We start from the raw sequence: 16,565 nt of genomic DNA on the forward strand, positions 1-16,565 counted from the left end.
GGGGCCGAAGTCGGACGGAAGGCCGATCGATGTGTCCGACTCGAAGGCCCGACGTCGAGCCGTGACGCAAGACTCACGAGCAGGGGTCGCCCGCCGGGCGGCGGCGGCCATCCGCGGCTCGGCAGCCGACACGCGGGCCTCGGCGCGTCGGGCGCCCCGAGGCGGGCGGCTCTAGACCACGCGCCGCAGCAGCACCGCGCTGATGTTGTCGGGCCCGCCGTGGCGGTTGGCCGCGTTGACCAGCCGGCGCGTGGCCTCCTGCGGGTGATGCTGGGTGATGATGCTGTGCATCTCCTCGTTGGGGACGACATCGGAGAGGCCGTCGGAGCACAGCAAGATGTTGTCGCCGGCCTCGATGATGCCGGCGTTGATGTCGGGCACGCCCTTGGAGCGGCCGTGGCCGAGGCAGCGGGAGATCCGTCCGCGATAAGGATGGACGGCCGCCTGCTCCTTGGTGATGACGCCCTTGCTCACGAGCTCCTGGACCATCGTGTGGTCGAGGGTGATCGGCGTGGCGGCCTTCTTGTCGACGAGGTAGGCCCGGCTGTCGCCCGAGTGCGCGACCCACATCTTGTCGCGGATGCCCATGACCATCACGCAGGTGCAGCCCATGCCCTCGGTGTCGGGGCTCTTGGCGCTGAACTCGGTGATCGCGGTGCTGGCCAGCAAAAACGCGTGGTACAGCAGCTCGCGCGGGCCCTGCTTGCGGAAGTTGTGGTCGATGTAGGCGGTGATCTTCTCGACCGCGAGCGCCGAGGCCAGCTCGCCCGCGTTGTGCCCGCCCATGCCGTCGCACACGACGGCGAGGTAGTAGCCGCGACCGTCGTCCTCCTGGATCGAGATCGCGTCCTCGTTGTGCTCGCGCGACATCCCGGTGTCGCAGGCGCCCGCCATCTGCACCTCGAAGTGGCCCGGGTAGAACGTGCGCTTGAAGAGCTTGTACATGAACGAGGGCTGCGAAAGCGTGAGGTCCGCCGATCCTGGCACCTCGGCGCAGCCGGTTCAAGCCATGATCGCGGCCGTCGCGCGGACGAAAGCCGCGCGCGTCGATCAAGCGCGCGTAAAAAGCGACGAGCCCGAAGTCGGACGACTTCGGGCTCGCTTTCGAGTGGAGCAGAGGGGGATCGAACCCCTGACCTGTGCATTGCGAACGCACCGCTCTCCCAGCTGAGCTACTGCCCCGGAGAACTTGGAGGCCCGGGAAGCTAACCGAAGTGCTGCTGCGAAGCAAGCGTCAGCGACGGGCGAGGCGGCCGCGCCGGGCGCCGACGATGGGCGAAACATCACGCACCCGGCCGCCGGTGCCGACCGCGCCAGGCCAGCCCGAGCAGCCCACACGCGACCACGACGAGGAGCAGCACGAGCTGCGGACCGTCCTGCGGCGACACGAACCACTGCAGGGCGCGCTCGAGGGCCCCGGGAGCGGCCGCCCCGAGCCCGCCGGCGATCTGCGTGCGCACCACCGGCTTGCGATATACGACATGGCCCCGTGCCGCAACCTCCCCGCGTCCGCCTCGACAAGCTCGTCGTCGACCGCGGCCTCGTCGACTCCCGCTCGCGCGCCCAGGCGCTCATCATCGCCGGCAAGGTCGTCGTCGGCGACCACACCGAGAGCAAGCCCGGCGCGCTCGTCCCCGCCGACGCGGCGGTCCGCCTGCGCGTGGCCGACCACCCGTTCGTGTCCCGCGGCGGGCTCAAGCTGCGCGGCGCCCTCGACCGGTTCGCCGAGCTCGACGTCCGCGGCCGCGTGGCCCTGGACGTCGGCGCGTCGACCGGCGGCTTCACCGACTGCCTGCTGCAGGCCGGCGCCGCCCGGGTCTACGCGATCGACGTCGGCTACGGGCAGCTGGCGTGGAAGCTGGCGAGCGACCCGCGGGTCGTGGTGCTCGACCGCAGCAACATCCGCACCCTCCCGCGCGAGGCGATCCCCGAGGCCGCCGACCTGGCGGTGGCCGACTGCTCGTTCATCTCGCTGGCGAAGGTGCTGCCGTCGATGCTGCCGTTTCTGGCGGCCCGCGCCGACATCGTGGCGCTGATCAAGCCGCAGTTCGAGCTCGGGCCCGGGCGCGTCGGCAAGGGCGGGATCGTCCGCGACGCCGAGGACCACGCCGAGGCCTGCCGCGCGGTCGTCGCCGCCGCCGAGGCGCTCGGCCTGCGCCAGATGGGCCTGTGCGACTCGCCGATCGAGGGCCAGGACGGCAACCGCGAATTCTTGGTGTGGCTGCGCCGCGGGGCGTGAGCCGCGCGCGCGACCGCGCGCACGCGTGCGCCGGGCCGCCCGGAGCGCCCGGGCCGGTTACACTGGCCGCGTGAACCGCCCCGTCCTCGGCGCCCGCAGCCGCGCCTTCCTCAAGTCGCTCGCCCATAGCCTGGCCCCCGTGGTGCAGGTCGGCGCCGAGGGGATCTCCCCCGAAGTCGTGCGCGCCACGAGCATCGCGCTCGAGGACCACGAGCTCATCAAGGTCAAGCTCGGGCAGAACTTCCCCGGCGAGCGGGTCGAAGCCGCCGAGGAGCTCGCCGCCCAGACCGGCAGCGTCGCCGTGCAGGTGATCGGCCGCGTGGTCGTGCTCTACCGCCGCCGCTCGCGCGAAGATCCGAAGCGCCCGCGGATCGAGCTCCCGCGGCGCTGACCGATGTCGGTTATCATGCCGCCGATGTCGGCCAGACCCGCGGCGATCCCGGCGCACTCGCGCGCGAGCCGTGGTGCCGCCGCGCGCGGACGGTCCGCGCGGCCCTGGCTGACCGCGCTGACGGTCGCGCTGGCGCTGACGAGCTGCCGGCCGCGAAACACCGCGACCTCGCCGGCGCCGGACGTCTGGGAGGCGGGCGGCGACGCGGCGCGCGAGCACGCGATCACGCGCACGCGGGCGCCGGTGGGCCTGCCCGAACCTGTCCTTGATTTCCTGGCCCAAGAGACGCTCAAGAACCTGGCCCAGCTGCAGGGCGAGGGCGCCGAGGTGCCGGCGTACTTCCTCGCCTACGATCTGATCGCGCGCGATCACCTGTGGCTCGAGGCGCAGGACGGACAGATCGTGCGCAACCGGCGGGACAGCGACCGCACGGTCGACGTCGACGTCCGCGTCGGCACGCGCCAGCTCGACAACAGCCACCCGGGCGACGCCAACTACGGGCCGGGCAACGGGCTCGGCAGCGGCATGTTCGTGTCGGTGCAGGACGACCCGCTGGCGCTGTCGCAGGCGCTCTGGCAGTACACCGAGACGCAGTACAAGGACGCGCTCGCGGCCTTCAGCGCGGCCGAGAGCGCCGAGCAGCTGAAGAGCCAGACCGAGGACAAGCCGCCGTCGCCGGACTTCAGCGAGGAGAAGCCGAACATCCACGCCGAGCCGCCGGTGGCGCTCGACCTCGCCGCGCTGAGCAAGCAGTGGGAGCCGCGGCTGCGCGAGGTCTCGGCGGCGCTGGCCGACGACCCGCACGTGCTGGAGAGCCAGGTGGTGTTCCTCGCGTGGGTCGACAACCGCGCCTACGTCAACAGCGAGAACACCCGGATCCAGGGCTCGCAGGTGCGCCTGCGCCTGATGCTGCAGGCCAAGGCCCAGGCCGACGACGGCATGACGCTCGACCGCTTCGAGAGCTTCGAGGCCCAGGACCCGGAGCAGCTGCCGGCGCAGTCGGTGCTGCTGGCCACCGCCCGGCGCCTGCGCGACGAGGTGCTGGCGCTGCGGGTCGCGCCGCTGGCCGAGCCCTACGCCGGCCCGGCGGTCCTGGCCGGCCGCGCCGCCGGGGTGTTCTTCCACGAGATCTTCGGCCACCGCCTCGAGGGCCACCGCCAGAAGGACGACCTCGAGGGCCAGACCTTCGCCGACATGGTCGGCAAGCGGGTGCTGCCTGTCTTTTTGGACATGGTCGACGACCCCACCGCCGAGACCCTCGGCGGGGTGCCGCTGTCCGGCCACTACCACGTCGACGACGAGGGCGTGCCGGCCGAGCGGGTGGTCCTGGTCGAGCGCGGCAAGCTGCGCACGTTCCTGCTCGGCCGCTCGCCGGTGCTGCCGTTCACGAAGAGCAACGGCCACGGCCGGCGCGAGCGCGGCTACCAGGCGGTCGCCCGCCAGGGCAACTTGATCGTCACCAGCCGCAAGACGATCCCCGACAAGGAGCTCCGCCGCGCGCTCATCGACGAGGTCAAGCGCCAGAACAAGCCCTACGGGCTGTGGTTCTCCGACATCCAGGGCGGCTACACGATGACCGAGCGCGCCGGCCCGCAGGCGTTCAAGGTCATGCCGCTCCTGGTCTACCGGATCTGGCCCGACGGCCGCCCCGACGAGCTGGTCCGCGGCGTCGACATCGTCGGCACCCCGATCGCCGCGTTCGAGACGATCATCGCCACCGGCGACTCGCCCGGGATCTTCAACGGCATGTGCGGCGCCGAGTCCGGCGAGGTGCCGGTGTCGGCCGTCAGCCCGTCGCTGTTGCTGCGCAACCTCGAGGTCGAGCGCGCCACCCACGAGCGCGGCAAGCCGCCGCTTTTGCCGCCGCCGCCGGTCGGCGGCAAGCCTGACCCGAAGGGCATGTCCCCCGCGCCAGCCGCCTCGCCGCCGCGCAAGGCCGTGAATGCGGGCGGTCATGGCGGTAGGGACTTGTCCCGAGAGACAGCGCAGCCAGCCCGGAGGTCGCGGTGAAGCCGCTCGTCTTGGCCCTCGCGCTTGCGCCCGCCGCCGCTCCGGTGCCGGCGCCGGCGCCCGCGCCTGCCTCGACGGCGCCCGCGGCGGCCGGCACGGAGGCGGCCGAGAGCGAGATCGCGGCGGTCGAGCAGGAGATCGCCCGCGGCCTCGCGGGGCTGCGCCTGCCGGACTCGCCGGCGCCCTACCACGCGGTGGTCTACGTCGTGCGCGCCGAGGTGCTCAGCATCGACGGCAGCTACGGCGGCATCATCACCGACGTCCACGAGAACCAGGCGGCCGCGGGCATCGACATCCGCGTCGGCTCGGCCGAGCGCGACCAGACGGGCGTGTTCGGCCAGGACGGGGCGTGGCCGCGCTTCAACCTGTCGCTGCTGCCGTCGGTTGAGCTGACGCGGCACAAGCTGTGGCTCGGGCTCGACCAGGCGTTCCGCCGCGCCACCGGCACGTACGCGCAGAAGCTGGCGATCCTGGCCCGGCTGGCCGGCGAGCCGCTGCCGCCCGACCTCGGGCCCAAGCCGGAGCCGCTCGTGCGCCAGCCGGCGCCGCCGCCGGCGACCGACCCGATCGACCGCGACGGCCTGCGCGAGCTGGTGCGGGCGCTGAGCAAGCGGTTCGCCGACCACCCGGCGATCGACAACGGCGACGTGTTCGTGCAGGTGCTGCGCAGCCACGTCACGACGATCACCAGCGAGGGCGTGGTCCTGCACGAGCAGCGCGACCGGGCGGTGCTGGCGGTGATGGCCGACACGCGCGCGCTCGACGGGATGCACCTCGACCACGGGGCGGCGATCCACCTGCAGGAGCTGCCGCGCGCGACCGACGAGCTGAAGAAGCGCGGCGAGGAGCTGGTCGACGGGGTGCTGCGAGAGCTGACGCTGATGGCCGACGCGCCGATGCTCGACGACGACTACGACGGGCCGATCCTGTTCGCCGGGCCGGCGTCGGCGCAGCTGCTGGCGTCGACGATCGCGGTGCACACCGGCGGCACGCCGGCCCCGCTCGGCGACAACGGCCGCGCCCGCGACTTCGAACCGCACTGGCAGGACAACCTCGGCAAGTCGGTGCTGCCGGCGTTCCTCGAGCTCGAGGACGACCCCCGCGAGGGCTTCGGCCGCATGACCGTCGACGCCCAGGGCTTCGTCCCCAAGCCGCTGACGCTGGTGAAGAACGGGGTGCTGCAAGAGCTGCTGATGACGCGCACGCCGAACCCGCGCCGCAAGGAGAGCAACGGCCGCGCCCGCCTCAGCCCGGGCCTGGCCTGGGGCGCGGCGATCACCAACCTGTCGCTCAAGTCGAAGAAGCGCGGGTCGACGCGCAAGGCGCTCGAGAAGGAGCTGCTCCGCCGCGCCCGCGAGGACGGCTACGAGTACGCGTACATCGTCGAGTCGCTGCGCGACGGCAACATCCTCGGGCCGGTCAACCGCGAGGGCGCGACGAGCTACAGCACCGGCCGCAAGGTGTCGCTGCCGCTGCCGGCGAAGATCTACCGGCTCGACGCGTCGGGCAAGAAGACGCTGATCCGCGGGGCGATGCTGGCCCCGGCGTCGATGCGGGTGCTGCGGCGGATCCGCGCCGTCGGCAACAGCGCCCAGGCGCTGCCGCTGCGGATCGCCCCCGGCGCGACGGGGGGCTTCGGCGCGGAGACTTCGATGGACGGGATCCTCAGCAACACGGTCGACGTCAGCGTGAGCACGCCCGACCTGCTGCTCGACGGGCTCGAGCTGGTGGTCGAGCGCAGCGAGAACGAGCGCCTGCCGATCCTCGAGCATCCGCTCCGCCGCGGGCAGACGCCGCCGCCGCAGCCAGCGGCCGCCGACGACGCCGAGTGAACCGGGACGCGCCGCTCGCGTCACCCGGGCCGGCCGCGACCATGACGGCGTGCCCGGCTATCATCGCTGTGATGATCAGCCTCGAGCCGCTCGGCACCGGCGTGTTCCTTCCGGCGATCCTCATCGGTTACGAGGCGCCGGGCGCCGTGTCGCTCGAGCATTTGAACGCCGCGTTGCCGCCCGACGGCGCCATCGTCCGCGTATTTCAGCAGGCCGGAGGCGACTGCATGTCCTATCCGACCGCGTTCGGGGCGTTGCTACGACTCGAGGCCAACCGCGGCCGCGACGGGGGTCCGCTGGACGTGTTGGTCCGTGGGCTGAAGGCGATGAGCGAGGACCCCGACATGGAGACGCTGCGCCAGTACCCCGTGTTGCGGGCGCTCGTCGGTACGAGCGGTCGGTCGTACGAGTCGTCCGAGCTCGACTCGCTCGCCCGTTACCTCGAGCGGTTCTTCGACGTGCCGGCGTTCGTGAGCGGGCTCGAGGCCTTCGTCTGCTTCGCGCCTTGCGACGCGCTCGAGTTCTTCGGCGGCTGGAACGTGCTCACTTGCCGGCTCCCGACGCATGATGACGCCAGGCTCACGATCTACGCGGACACGCCCGGCCACCACTTCGACGAGAGCAACGCGTCCGAGCTGATCCGGGACGACATCCGCGTCTTCGACGCCGAGCGGCTCCGCGCGATCGCCGACCTCGGCCAGCGACTCGGACTCCCGGGTCGACCGTCTGCGTTCCTCTCGTGGGAGAACTGCGAATGAGCTGCGGCTCGCGCCCCGGACGGTACGACCTCGCCCGAGCCCTCCGACGGGCGCCGAGGAGGACGCGGGAACGGCCGCCGTCAGCGAGTGAGCACGACGGCGAGCGCGGCGAGGATCAACACGCCGAGGGCGATGTTGAAGAGGATGAGCCGGCGCGGCGACAGCCACGGGTTTTCGCCGGGCGACGGCTTGTCGGCGGCCGGCGCCCGGGGCTCCGCAGCGCCGGCCGGGCGGCGCGTCATCGCGGCGCGGGCCTGCTCCCCGAGGTTTGACACCACCTGCGTCGTTTCTGCGGGCACGGCGGCGGGGCGGGCGTCGCGAGGGCCGCGGTCGGGGATGTCCTTCGGGTCAGGCAGGGCGAGGGTCGACTCGGCCGGCCGCGCGCCGCCCCGGTCGAGGACGACCGTCGACTCGGGGCGCCGGCCGGGCTGGCCATCTGGCCCTTCGTGCAGGTCCGAATGGCCGAGGGCGGTGATGCGGGGGATGGCCCGCGTCACCTCGTCGTCGTTGGCTTCCTCGAAGGTGTCCTCGGGGACAGATTGGGAAGGACGCGGCTTCAGCGTCGGCATCGCGGTCGTCGCCGCGTCCTCGTCGGCCGGGGCGCGGCGTTCCGGCGCGCGAGCGGGATCGGGGAGCGCCATGGTCGCCTCCGGAGCGGGGCGCCGGCCGTCGCGCTCGGTGGTGGTCCAGTCGGCGGGCAGACCTGGCTGTTCGGCCAGCCCGCCGGCGCGGGGCAGGGCCAGGGTCGTCTCGGGCGCGGGGCGCCGGCCGTCGCGCGCGAAGGTGGTCCAGTCGGCGGGCAGACCCGGCTGCTTCGACGGCTCGTCGGACCTCGGCCGGCGCGCGGTCTTCTCGGGCGGAGCCCGGCGCCGGCCGTCGCGCCCGGTCGCGGGGACGCCTGGCTTTTTGGACAGGTCGGCGGGCAAGGGCAGGGCGACGGTCGCCTCGCGCGGGGGGGCCGGGCGCCGGAAGTCGCGCTCGGTGGTGATCCAGTCGGCGGGCAGCTCGGGCGGAGCGGGCACGAAGTTGGCCTCCGGCCGGCTCTTGCCGCCCTTCGGCGCAGGCGCCGGTTTGGGGTCGCGCCCGGCCGGACCTGGCCTTCGGGACACCCGAGCCGGCTCGCGCAGCGCCATCGTCAGCTCGGGGCCCGTCGGCCGGCGAGCGTCTCGCTCGGTGCTCGGTTCGGGAGTGACGATGGGCCCGGTCGAGAGGTGCGGCAGTGGTTCGTGCGCCGGCTTGCCGGTCGCCGACGGACGCGCCGGCGTCGGCCGCTCGGCCCCGGAGCCGAGCAGCGCGGGCTCGTCCGCCGCGGGCGGCGAATCGGCGGTGGCGGGCGCGACGGGTGCCACGAATGCCGCGTCCTTGTGCGGATCGCGGGCGCCGGCCTCGGGTGCGGCGATCGGCGGCTTCGGCCGGGCCACGGGGATCCGCAATTGCGTGGTCGGATCGACCGTGGGAGCCGGCTCGTCGACGGTTTCTGCGGTGTGTGCAATGTCGGCGGCGGTCGGCCGCGGCGCCATGCTGCCGACGGATTGGCGCACCAGCGTCAATGCGCGCAGGAACTCGCGCGCGCTCGCGTGGCGCTCGTCCGGGCGCCGGGCCAGCGCCCGCGTCAAGAGCGACCGGGCCTGCAGCGGCAGCCCGGCGGTCGACAGATCGGGCGTCGCTTGCAGCACCCGGTGGGCCGCCTTGAACGCCGACGCACCGGCGAATGGATGGACCCCGGTCGTCAATTCGAATAGTAGTACCGCGAGCGTGAACACGTCGGCGCGGGCGTCGCCGCCGTTGCCTTCGATCTGCTCCGGCGCGCGGTAATCGACGAACACGCCGCCGTCCCGCGGGGCGACCGGCGAGACCGCGAGCTCGGCGATCCCGAGGTCCAGCAGCCGCACCTGCGAGCTCTCGGTGATCCACACGTTGCCTGGTTTGAGCGCGCGGTGCGCGAGCCCTGTGGCCTCGTGCACGACCGCGAGCGCGTCCGCGCAGGTGCTCACGATCTCCGCGGCCCGCGCCCATTGCAGCGGCTCGCCGCGGGCGCGCAGGCCGTCGAGGTCGGCGCCCGCGAGCCACTCCGCGACGGCGAAGCGCGGCCCGCCGGCGACGACAGGCGTCTGGGGCAGCACGACCGCGGGGTGGCTCACCGCGGCGGCGGTGCGGATGGCCTCGGTGTAGCGGCGGAACGCCTCCGACGAGGTTGCGGAAGCGTCGAACAGTTTGAGCGCGCAGGTCTGACGGCGCTCGCGGTCCCACGCCAGGAACACGCGTCCGAGGCCGCCGCCGCCGACGGGCTCGCGCAGCTCCCAGCGCCCGCCGAGCACGTCTCCGACCCTGGCTCTCGCCTCGCTGGTGCCCGTCACGACCGTAGCGAGCATCCACCGATCGGCGCGGGCGAGCAACCGCATATGACATGACCGAAGTCGCGCAGCAGCCCGCGCCGCTGTAATGGGGCGTTTTCGTCGCAGGGCCTCCGCGCCTTGTCGGGGCCGATCGCGTGTAGTAGCTTTCCGACTTCGTTCGAGCGCTCATGACGGAAAGTGGCAGCACCGCCCTGCTGGGCAATCGATCGATGTTCACATTCACCGTGGACGGCTGCAGCGAGGAGCTGCGGGTGGTCCGGTTCACCGGCGAGGAGGCCGTCTCCTCGCTGTTCGGGTTCCGCCTCGAGCTGGCCTCCGTGACGGTTCCGCTCGACGACCTGGTCGGCCACGCCGCGGTGCTGACGATCCAGGGCCGCGAGGCGCCCCGCCACGTCCACGGCCTGGTGTGTGACGCGCGTTACGTCGGCGAATCGTCGAGCTACACCCTCCACGAGGTCACGCTGGTGCCGGAGATCTGGACGCTCCAGCAGCGCGCGGGCAGCCGGATCTTCCAGGGCCAGTCGACGCCCGAGATCGTCGCCAAGGTGCTCGAGACGGCCGGCATCCCGCGCGCCGGGGTGCGGACGCAGCTGCACGCGACCTACGCCCCGCGCGACTACTGCGTACAATACCGCGAGACCGACCTCGACTTCATCCATCGGCTGATGGAAGCCGACGGTATGTATTATTTCTTCGAGCACCACGAGGACAGGCACGTCCTCGTGATCACCGATCAGGCCGACGGCGGCTCGCCGATCGCCGAAGATCCTGCGCTCGGCTTCAACGCCACCCGCGAGCGCGAGCGACTGCTGCGATTCACCCTCGGCGAGAGCATCCGCCCGCAGCGCGTGTCGCTGCGCGACCGCAACCTCCACACCCCCGCCGAGGAGGTCGAGGCCGAGGAGGGGCAGGGCGACGCGCGCGAGCTCTACGACTACCCCGGCGGCTTCCAGGTCGGCGGCCGCGGCGGCCCGGAGACGGCGGGCAAGCAGGCGCGCCTGCGCCTCGAGGCGGTGCAGGCGACCCGGCGCTCGGGCAGCGGCGAGAGCGACAGCCCGCGCCTGACCCCCGGCTATTTCTTCAACGTCGCCGACGAGTCGCGTCCCCACCTCGCCGGCGAGTACCGGCTGATCCGCGTCGTCCACCGCGGCGAGCAGCCGCAGGTGCTCGACGAGGCCGCGACCGGCGAGTTCTCGTACACCAACCGCTTCGATTGCAGCGCCGCCGAGGTGCCGTACCGCGCGCCGCGGCGCACGCCCAAGCCGACGGTGCACGGGGTGCAGACGGCGACGGTGGTCGGCCCCGGCAGCGAGGAGATCCACGTCGACGAGCACGGCCGCGTGAAGGTGCAATTCCACTGGGACCGCCGCGGCGCCTTCGACGACGGCAGCTCGTGCTGGGTGCGCGTCAGCCAGATGTGGGCGGGCAACGGCTTCGGGGCGATGTTCCTGCCGCGGATCGGCCACGAGGTGATCGTCGACTTCATCGAGGGCGACCCCGATCGGCCGATCATCACCGGGCGGATCTACACCGGCGTCAACACGCCGCCCTATCCGCTGCCCGACCAGAAGACGAAGAGCACGATCAAGTCGGAGTCGAGCCCGGGCGGCGGCGGCTCGAACGAGCTGCGCTTCGAGGACGCGAAGGGCAGCGAGGAGATCTTCCTCCACGGCCAGAAGGACTGGAACATCGTCATCGAGCACGACAAGACCCAGTCGGTCGGCAACGACGAAGCGCGGTCGGTCGGCCACGACAGCGCAGTGGCGATCGGCCACGACGAGACGATCGACGTCGGCAACGACCGCACGATCACCGTCGGCAAGATGCACGTCGAGCGGATCGGCGCCAACATGTCGATCGGCGTCGGCCAGAACCTCACCGAGACCGTCGGCGCCAGCGCGACCTTCACCGTCGCCGTCGACCAGACCGAGTCGATCGGCGCCAACAAGGCCGAGACCGTCGGCATCGCCAGCACCCTGGCCGTCGGCGCGGCCTATGCGGTGACCGTCGGCGGGGCGATGACGGAGAACGTCGGCCTCGCCAAGTCCGAGACCGTCGGCCTCGCCCGCGCGCTGAGCGTCGGCGGCAGCAGCTCCGAGAGCGTCGGCGGGGCCAAGAGCGTCAGCGCGGCCGACAACATCACCGAGAGCGCCGGCAAGAACATCGGCCTCCAGGCCGGCAAGCACGTCAACGTCACCGCCGGCGAGAACCTCAACCTCGCCGCCGGCAAGAAGGCCGCGGTCGTCGCCGCCGACCAGCTGTCGATCCAGTGCGGCAACGCGACGGTCGTCCTCAAGAAGAACGGCGACATCACGATCCAGGCGAAAAAGCTCAGCATCAAGGCCACCGGCGAGGTCACCGTCAAGGGCTCGAAGATCAAGCTCAACTGACCCCCGCGCCGCTCGTTCCCCGCGCCCGCGCGGCGCGTTCCACGGCCCTCCGGGCCCGATTCGCCTCCACCCTCAACTTCTCACGCCTGAGCCGTTCGAACCCGAGGAGCAATTCATGGCCGCGCGTCGCCCCGCATCGTCCCGCGTCGTCCCGATCGTCCCGCCGAACCCGGCACCGGCGTTGCCGGCGGTGCTCCTCGGCTGGCTCACCGCCGCCGAGCCGCCGCGGGTCGACTTCCCGGGCAACGCGGCGGGGCCGGTGCCGGCGCGGCTGCTGGTCGAGCTCGACGCGCGCGCGCTGACGAACGCGGTCGCCACGCGGCAGCCGGCGGCGCTGATGTTCGAGGGCGGCGACCCGTCCCGGCCGCTGATCGTCGGGCTGGTGCAGGCGCCGGGGTCGGCCCGCGAGGCCCGCGTCGACGGCAAGCGCGTGGTCCTCACCGGCACCGAGGAGGTCGAGCTGCGCTGCGGCGAGGCCAGCATCTCGCTCAAGAAGGACGGCAAGCTGGTGATCCGCGGCGCCTACGTCGAGACCCGGGCGAAGGGCACGAATCGCATCAAGGGCGGTTCGGTGCAGATCAACTGAATCATGCGTGAGGGCGACGACGAGCCGCTGTGGGACGTGCTCGAGGAGCACCTCGACGAGGCCGAGTTCCTGTGGGAATCATGGGAGCAGAGCCTGGTCGCCCCCAATTATACGCTCGAGGAGGTCGCCGCCGGGGTCGAATCGCGGCTGCTGGCCCACCTCGACGGTCTGGTGATCGGCGACGCGCCGGCCGTCGAGCGATTGTTGGTACCGGCGCTCGAGTCGGATGAATCGGCGCGGGTCAGCGCGGCCGCGGCGACGCTGCTGCTCGGGCCGGTGGACACGGCGCTGGCGACGTTGTTCGCGGCGCTGCACGAGCTGCCCGATCAGCGGCCCGCGCTGGTGCGCGCGTTCGCGTGCGTCGACCACGCCGAGCTGTTGCCGCGGCTGCGGGCCGGGCTCGCCGACGTTGACGAGGCGATCGTCGCCGCATGCGCCGAGGCGCTGGTGTTCCGCCACGAGCCGCTGGGCGAGGCGCTGTCGTTGCTGCTCGCCAGCGACGACCCGGCAGTGCGCAGCCTCGGCCTGCGGGCCCTGCCCGGCGAGGTCGACGGCCAGAGCCAGGTGCGAGCGATCCAGGCCGGGCTCGGCGACGACGATCCGCGGGTCGTCGACGCCGCGATCGCGGCCGGCCTGGTGCTCGCGCCGGCGCCGACGTGGACGCGCGTGCGGGCGCGCGCCGAGGAGCCCGGGGGCGGGCTGGCCATGCTGCTGCTGGCGCTGCGCGACGCCGCGGGCGACCGTGCGGTGGTGCAGGCGGCGCTGAGTGACGCGTCGCGGCGCGCGGCCGCGATTTACGTCCTCGGCCACGTCGGCGCGCCCGAGCTGGTCGACGCGTGCCTCGAGTGGCTCGACGACGCCGCGTGCGGGCCGCTGATCGGCGAGATGATGCAGGCCTTGACGGGGGTCGATCTCGACGACGCCGGCCTGACGGTGGTGGTCGAGGACGAGGCGCTCGAGCACACGCCCGAGCACGACCTCCCGCGGCCCGATCCGCTGCCGACGATGCAGTGGTGGCTGCGCCAGCGGCCGCGCTTCGAGGACGGACGGCGCTACTTGCAAGGCAAGCCGCGCGGTCGCGCCGAGGTCGTCGAGGCGCTGACCGATGGACCGATGCGCCGGCGGCCTGCGCTGTTGCTCGACCTGCAGCTCCGCGCCCCGCGCGGCGTGCTGCTGCGCCTGCAGACCCGTGCGTTCACGGCCCGCCAGCGCCGCGAGCTGGCCGAGCTCCGTCGTGTGTTCGGGGCGGGCTGACCCGCGAGGTCGTGATTTGGCGCGGCGACCGGGACACGGCAGCGCGGCCAGGCCGCGCGTCGCGGCCCATTCGTCGGGGCGCGACCTCCGGGAGGCGCAGGGACGAGCTCCGGAGAATCAAATGGCCCTCCGGACAGGTCCGAAGGGCCATGGCTCGGGCGCCAGCGAGCGGCTCAGAGCTCTTTCTTGGCGAACTCGATCGCCTGGATGATCGTCCACTGGTCGTCCTTGCCCTTGCCGGCCAGCTCGTCGCCGGCGGGCGGGGCCTGGATGCCCTCGGAGTGCCAGCGGATGATGCCGTCCTCGTCGAGGAGGACGATCGCCGGCGACTGGCGGAGGTACTGCTGGTAGGTGGTCGCGCCCTCGAGGCCGAGCTCGCGCGAGGCCTGATACTCGGTCGCGTTGGGGAAGCGGTAGGTCGGCAGCGGCGGCTTGTCGGGCAGGCCGTTGGTCTTCTGCCACTCGCGCAGGCCGGAGTCGTTCATCGGCGCCACGCGCGGCAGCGGGCGACCGGTCTCCTGGCTGGTCGTGCCGGTGAAGTTGGACGGGAAGGTCACGTGGGTGAACATGATCTCCACGCCGGCGTTCTGCAGGTCCTCGCGGGCCATCTGCAGCACGCGCAGCATGTTGGCGGCCTGGGCCTGCTCGTCACGCGTCGCCCAGTCCCAGAACAGGACCAGGCGCTTCTTGCCGGCCATCTGCCGGCCGTCGGTGACGCCGCCGTCCATGTTCATCAGCATGATCATGAGGCTGGCGTGGCCGAACAGGCTGCGGCGGGCCCACTGGGGCGCCTTGTCGAGGTCGGCGGCGCCGACCGACCAGAACGGCGGGGCCTCCTTGATCGGCTGCAGCTTGTCGTTCGGGGTGGCGACCAGCTCGACCTCGACCTCCTGGCCGGAGGGCTTGCGGACCTTGAGCTTGACGGGCTGGCCGGTGGCGATCTGGCTGACGCGCAGGTCCTTGGCCGTCGACACCGGCTGGCCGTTCAGCTCGAGCACGAGGTCGCCGCGGCCGAGCTCGTTGCAGCCCTTCTCGCAGCCGTTGACGTAGGTGATGAACACGCCGCCCGGCTTGAGCTGCTCGCTCGTGACCGAGACGGGCGGAGCCGAGGACCCGCCGCCGTCGCACGCGGCGATGGCCGACAGTGCCAGCGTGGAGGCGAAGCCGAGGGGGACGAGACGGTGAACCAGACCGCGGAGCATCGCCGCGGACTTTAGAGCGGGGTCCCGCGAGCGTCAAATCCGAGCGGCGTGCGCAAAGAGCGCAGTCCGAAACTCGCGGGCCGGCGGGGCCTTCCAGGGGTCCCGAGGCCCTGCCCGCCGCCTCCTCGCGGCAGGCTGGTTCACAGGCCCAGGCGGAAGCGGACGCTGACGGAGAACGACCAGAAGTGCGGCAGGCCCTTGCGGAGGTTGGCGCCGGCGTCGAGCGCCGCGCCCTCGATGATCGTCAGCGGCGCCACGCCGGACAGCTCGGGGTGACTGACCCCGGTGATGACGTAGAACGCGTAGTGATAGGCGAACTCGCCGGTGACGGCGATGTTGGGGTGGACGAAGGCGCCGCCGCCGACGCGGAACGGGGCGACGAAGCCGTGGAAGTCCATGCGCGTGGGGCCGCCGGTGGTGTCGTAGCGGTTGCGCCACAGCTGGTAGTGGATGCCGGTGCCGATATAGGCGACGCCGCGGCCCTTGCGGAGGAAGTGGATCCGCAGGGCCGGGCCGGCGCTGACGGCCCGCGCCTTGGCGCTGTTGACGATCAGCTGGTTGAAGTCGACGTCGACCTCGGTGCCGAGCCGCTCCGACAGCGCCTGCTCGAGGCGCGCCGGGTCGATGCCGAAGAGCGTCACCGCGTTCTTGCCCTCGACGTCGCGCGGCCGCAGCGTGCCCCACTGGGCCTCGATGCCGAGGTCGAGCAGGCCGAGCAGGTTGCCGCCGATGAAGCCGCCGAGCAGCGCGCCCGGCCGCTCGCCGTGGCCGCTGCTGCTGGCGCAGAACTGGCGCGTGCAGCCGAGCGTGCCGAACCGCGGCTCGACGATGAGGCCGGCGTGGCGCCACTTCTTCGGCTGCTTGCGCCGCGCTCGGGCCGCCTCCTCTTCGATCTCCTCCTGCGACTTCGGCGGCTCGGCCGGCTTGTCCGTCTTGCCGTCGGCGCCGGTCGGGTCGGCGCCCTCGATCCTCGGCGCCCGCGTGTCCGTCAGACCGGACGACTTCGGCCCCTCGGGCTGCAGCGGGTCGCCGTCGGGCGAGCTGCCCGAAGAGACAGGTGGCGGCGGGGTCGGCACCGGGCTCGAGGTCGGCGGCGGGGCGACCGACGCGGCCGGCGGGGGCACCGACTCGGCCGGAGGCTCGGGCGCGGCGACCGGCGGCGCGGGCGGGGTGGGCGCCGACGTCGGGCGTACGCTGGGGCGCATGACCGGAGGTCCCGGGGCGGGCTTGACGGGCGTCGGCGCCGTGGTCTTCGGCGGCGTCGACGGGCCGGGGCTGGTGGGCGGGACGTTCTGCGGGCCGACGTCGGGCAGCATCGGCGGCGGGCCGATGTCGGGCAGCTTGGGCGGCGGTCCGACCGACGGCGGGGCCGCAGCGGCCTCGGCCGGTGCGACGGTCCAGGCGAGCGCCAGCGCGCCGAAACAGACCAGGGACAACGCGGCGCGACGAGCAGAGAGCATCACGGACCCGAGTACGATGCGTGACGGGCCCGGTGATTACAAGCCGAGTCCGACGCCGGTAGGTGTGCGGAGGCGTCGTCGGGGAG

13 protein-coding genes and 1 tRNA gene are annotated in these 16,565 nt (G+C 72.7%); 8 read left to right on the forward strand and 6 right to left on the reverse strand.

Going from position 1 to position 16,565, the window contains the following annotated elements:
• Nucleotides 1–171: 171 nt before the first annotated feature.
• The 3 genes from NAEX_RS21780 to NAEX_RS52190 form a co-directional block, all read right to left on the reverse strand.
• Nucleotides 172–945: a PP2C family protein-serine/threonine phosphatase gene (locus tag NAEX_RS21780; protein ID WP_096329403.1), complete on the reverse strand. Its 774-nt coding sequence runs from the start codon at nucleotides 943–945 to the stop codon at nucleotides 172–174.
• Between the two features lie 164 nt (nucleotides 946–1,109).
• Nucleotides 1,110–1,182: transfer RNA gene (locus tag NAEX_RS21785), tRNA-Ala, on the reverse strand.
• Between the two features lie 101 nt (nucleotides 1,183–1,283).
• On the reverse strand, nucleotides 1,284–1,460 hold the full coding sequence (locus NAEX_RS52190; RefSeq protein ID WP_211302448.1) for a hypothetical protein: 177 nt from the start codon (nucleotides 1,458–1,460) through the stop codon (nucleotides 1,284–1,286).
• 29 nt (nucleotides 1,461–1,489) lie between these two features.
• On the opposite strand from NAEX_RS52190, the gene NAEX_RS21790 reads away from it, so the two are divergent.
• From NAEX_RS21790 to NAEX_RS21810, 5 genes are all read left to right on the forward strand, one after another.
• The gene (locus NAEX_RS21790; protein WP_211302449.1) at nucleotides 1,490–2,239 is read left to right on the forward strand and encodes a TlyA family RNA methyltransferase; all 750 of its coding nucleotides are present in this window, start codon (nucleotides 1,490–1,492) and stop codon (nucleotides 2,237–2,239) included.
• A gap of 70 nt (nucleotides 2,240–2,309) precedes the next feature.
• Nucleotides 2,310–2,630, forward strand: coding sequence for a ribosome assembly RNA-binding protein YhbY (gene yhbY, locus NAEX_RS21795; protein WP_096329404.1), 321 nt, complete (start codon nucleotides 2,310–2,312; stop codon nucleotides 2,628–2,630).
• A gap of 24 nt (nucleotides 2,631–2,654) precedes the next feature.
• On the forward strand, nucleotides 2,655–4,640 hold the full coding sequence (locus NAEX_RS21800; protein WP_170135895.1) for a TldD/PmbA family protein: 1,986 nt from the start codon (nucleotides 2,655–2,657) through the stop codon (nucleotides 4,638–4,640).
• The gene (locus tag NAEX_RS21805; protein WP_096329406.1) at nucleotides 4,637–6,472 is read left to right on the forward strand and encodes a metallopeptidase TldD-related protein; all 1,836 of its coding nucleotides are present in this window, start codon (nucleotides 4,637–4,639) and stop codon (nucleotides 6,470–6,472) included. Before NAEX_RS21800 ends, NAEX_RS21805 begins: the two co-directional genes overlap by 4 nt.
• A 71-nt stretch (nucleotides 6,473–6,543) precedes the next feature.
• Nucleotides 6,544–7,230, forward strand: a complete 687-nt coding sequence (locus NAEX_RS21810) for a hypothetical protein (RefSeq protein WP_096329407.1) — start codon at nucleotides 6,544–6,546, stop codon at nucleotides 7,228–7,230.
• Nucleotides 7,231–7,310: 80 nt separating this feature from the next.
• Here NAEX_RS21810 and NAEX_RS21815 read toward each other — a convergent pair whose 3' ends face one another.
• Nucleotides 7,311–9,602 carry a serine/threonine protein kinase gene (locus tag NAEX_RS21815; RefSeq protein WP_170135896.1) on the reverse strand — a complete coding sequence of 764 codons (2,292 nt, stop codon included), beginning with the start codon at nucleotides 9,600–9,602 and terminating at the stop codon, nucleotides 7,311–7,313.
• 152 nt (nucleotides 9,603–9,754) lie between these two features.
• Here NAEX_RS21815 and NAEX_RS21820 point away from each other — a divergent pair, with 152 nt between their 5' ends.
• From NAEX_RS21820 to NAEX_RS21830, 3 genes are all read left to right on the forward strand, one after another.
• Complete coding sequence (locus NAEX_RS21820) at nucleotides 9,755–11,977, forward strand: type VI secretion system Vgr family protein (protein WP_096329409.1); 2,223 nt, start codon at nucleotides 9,755–9,757, stop codon at nucleotides 11,975–11,977.
• A 115-nt stretch (nucleotides 11,978–12,092) separates the two neighbouring features.
• Nucleotides 12,093–12,563 carry a DUF6484 domain-containing protein gene (locus NAEX_RS21825; protein ID WP_245913776.1) on the forward strand — a complete coding sequence of 157 codons (471 nt, stop codon included), beginning with the start codon at nucleotides 12,093–12,095 and terminating at the stop codon, nucleotides 12,561–12,563.
• Nucleotides 12,564–12,566: 3 nt separating this feature from the next.
• Nucleotides 12,567–13,817 carry a TIGR02270 family protein gene (locus tag NAEX_RS21830; protein WP_096329410.1) on the forward strand — a complete coding sequence of 417 codons (1,251 nt, stop codon included), beginning with the start codon at nucleotides 12,567–12,569 and terminating at the stop codon, nucleotides 13,815–13,817.
• A 173-nt stretch (nucleotides 13,818–13,990) separates the two neighbouring features.
• Here the strand turns inward: NAEX_RS21830 and NAEX_RS21835 are convergent, their stop codons facing one another.
• Together NAEX_RS21835 and NAEX_RS50510 are read right to left on the reverse strand one after the other, a co-directional pair.
• Complete coding sequence (locus tag NAEX_RS21835; RefSeq protein ID WP_096329411.1) at nucleotides 13,991–15,019, reverse strand: PDZ domain-containing protein; 1,029 nt, start codon at nucleotides 15,017–15,019, stop codon at nucleotides 13,991–13,993.
• Between the two features lie 140 nt (nucleotides 15,020–15,159).
• Nucleotides 15,160–16,455 (reverse strand): hypothetical protein, encoded by a 1,296-nt coding sequence (locus NAEX_RS50510; RefSeq protein WP_170135897.1) that lies wholly within the window; start codon nucleotides 16,453–16,455, stop codon nucleotides 15,160–15,162.
• Nucleotides 16,456–16,565: the final 110 nt, after the last annotated feature.

Source organism: Nannocystis exedens (assembly GCF_002343915.1).
Taxonomy (GTDB): Bacteria; Myxococcota_A; Polyangia; order Nannocystales; family Nannocystaceae; genus Nannocystis; species Nannocystis exedens.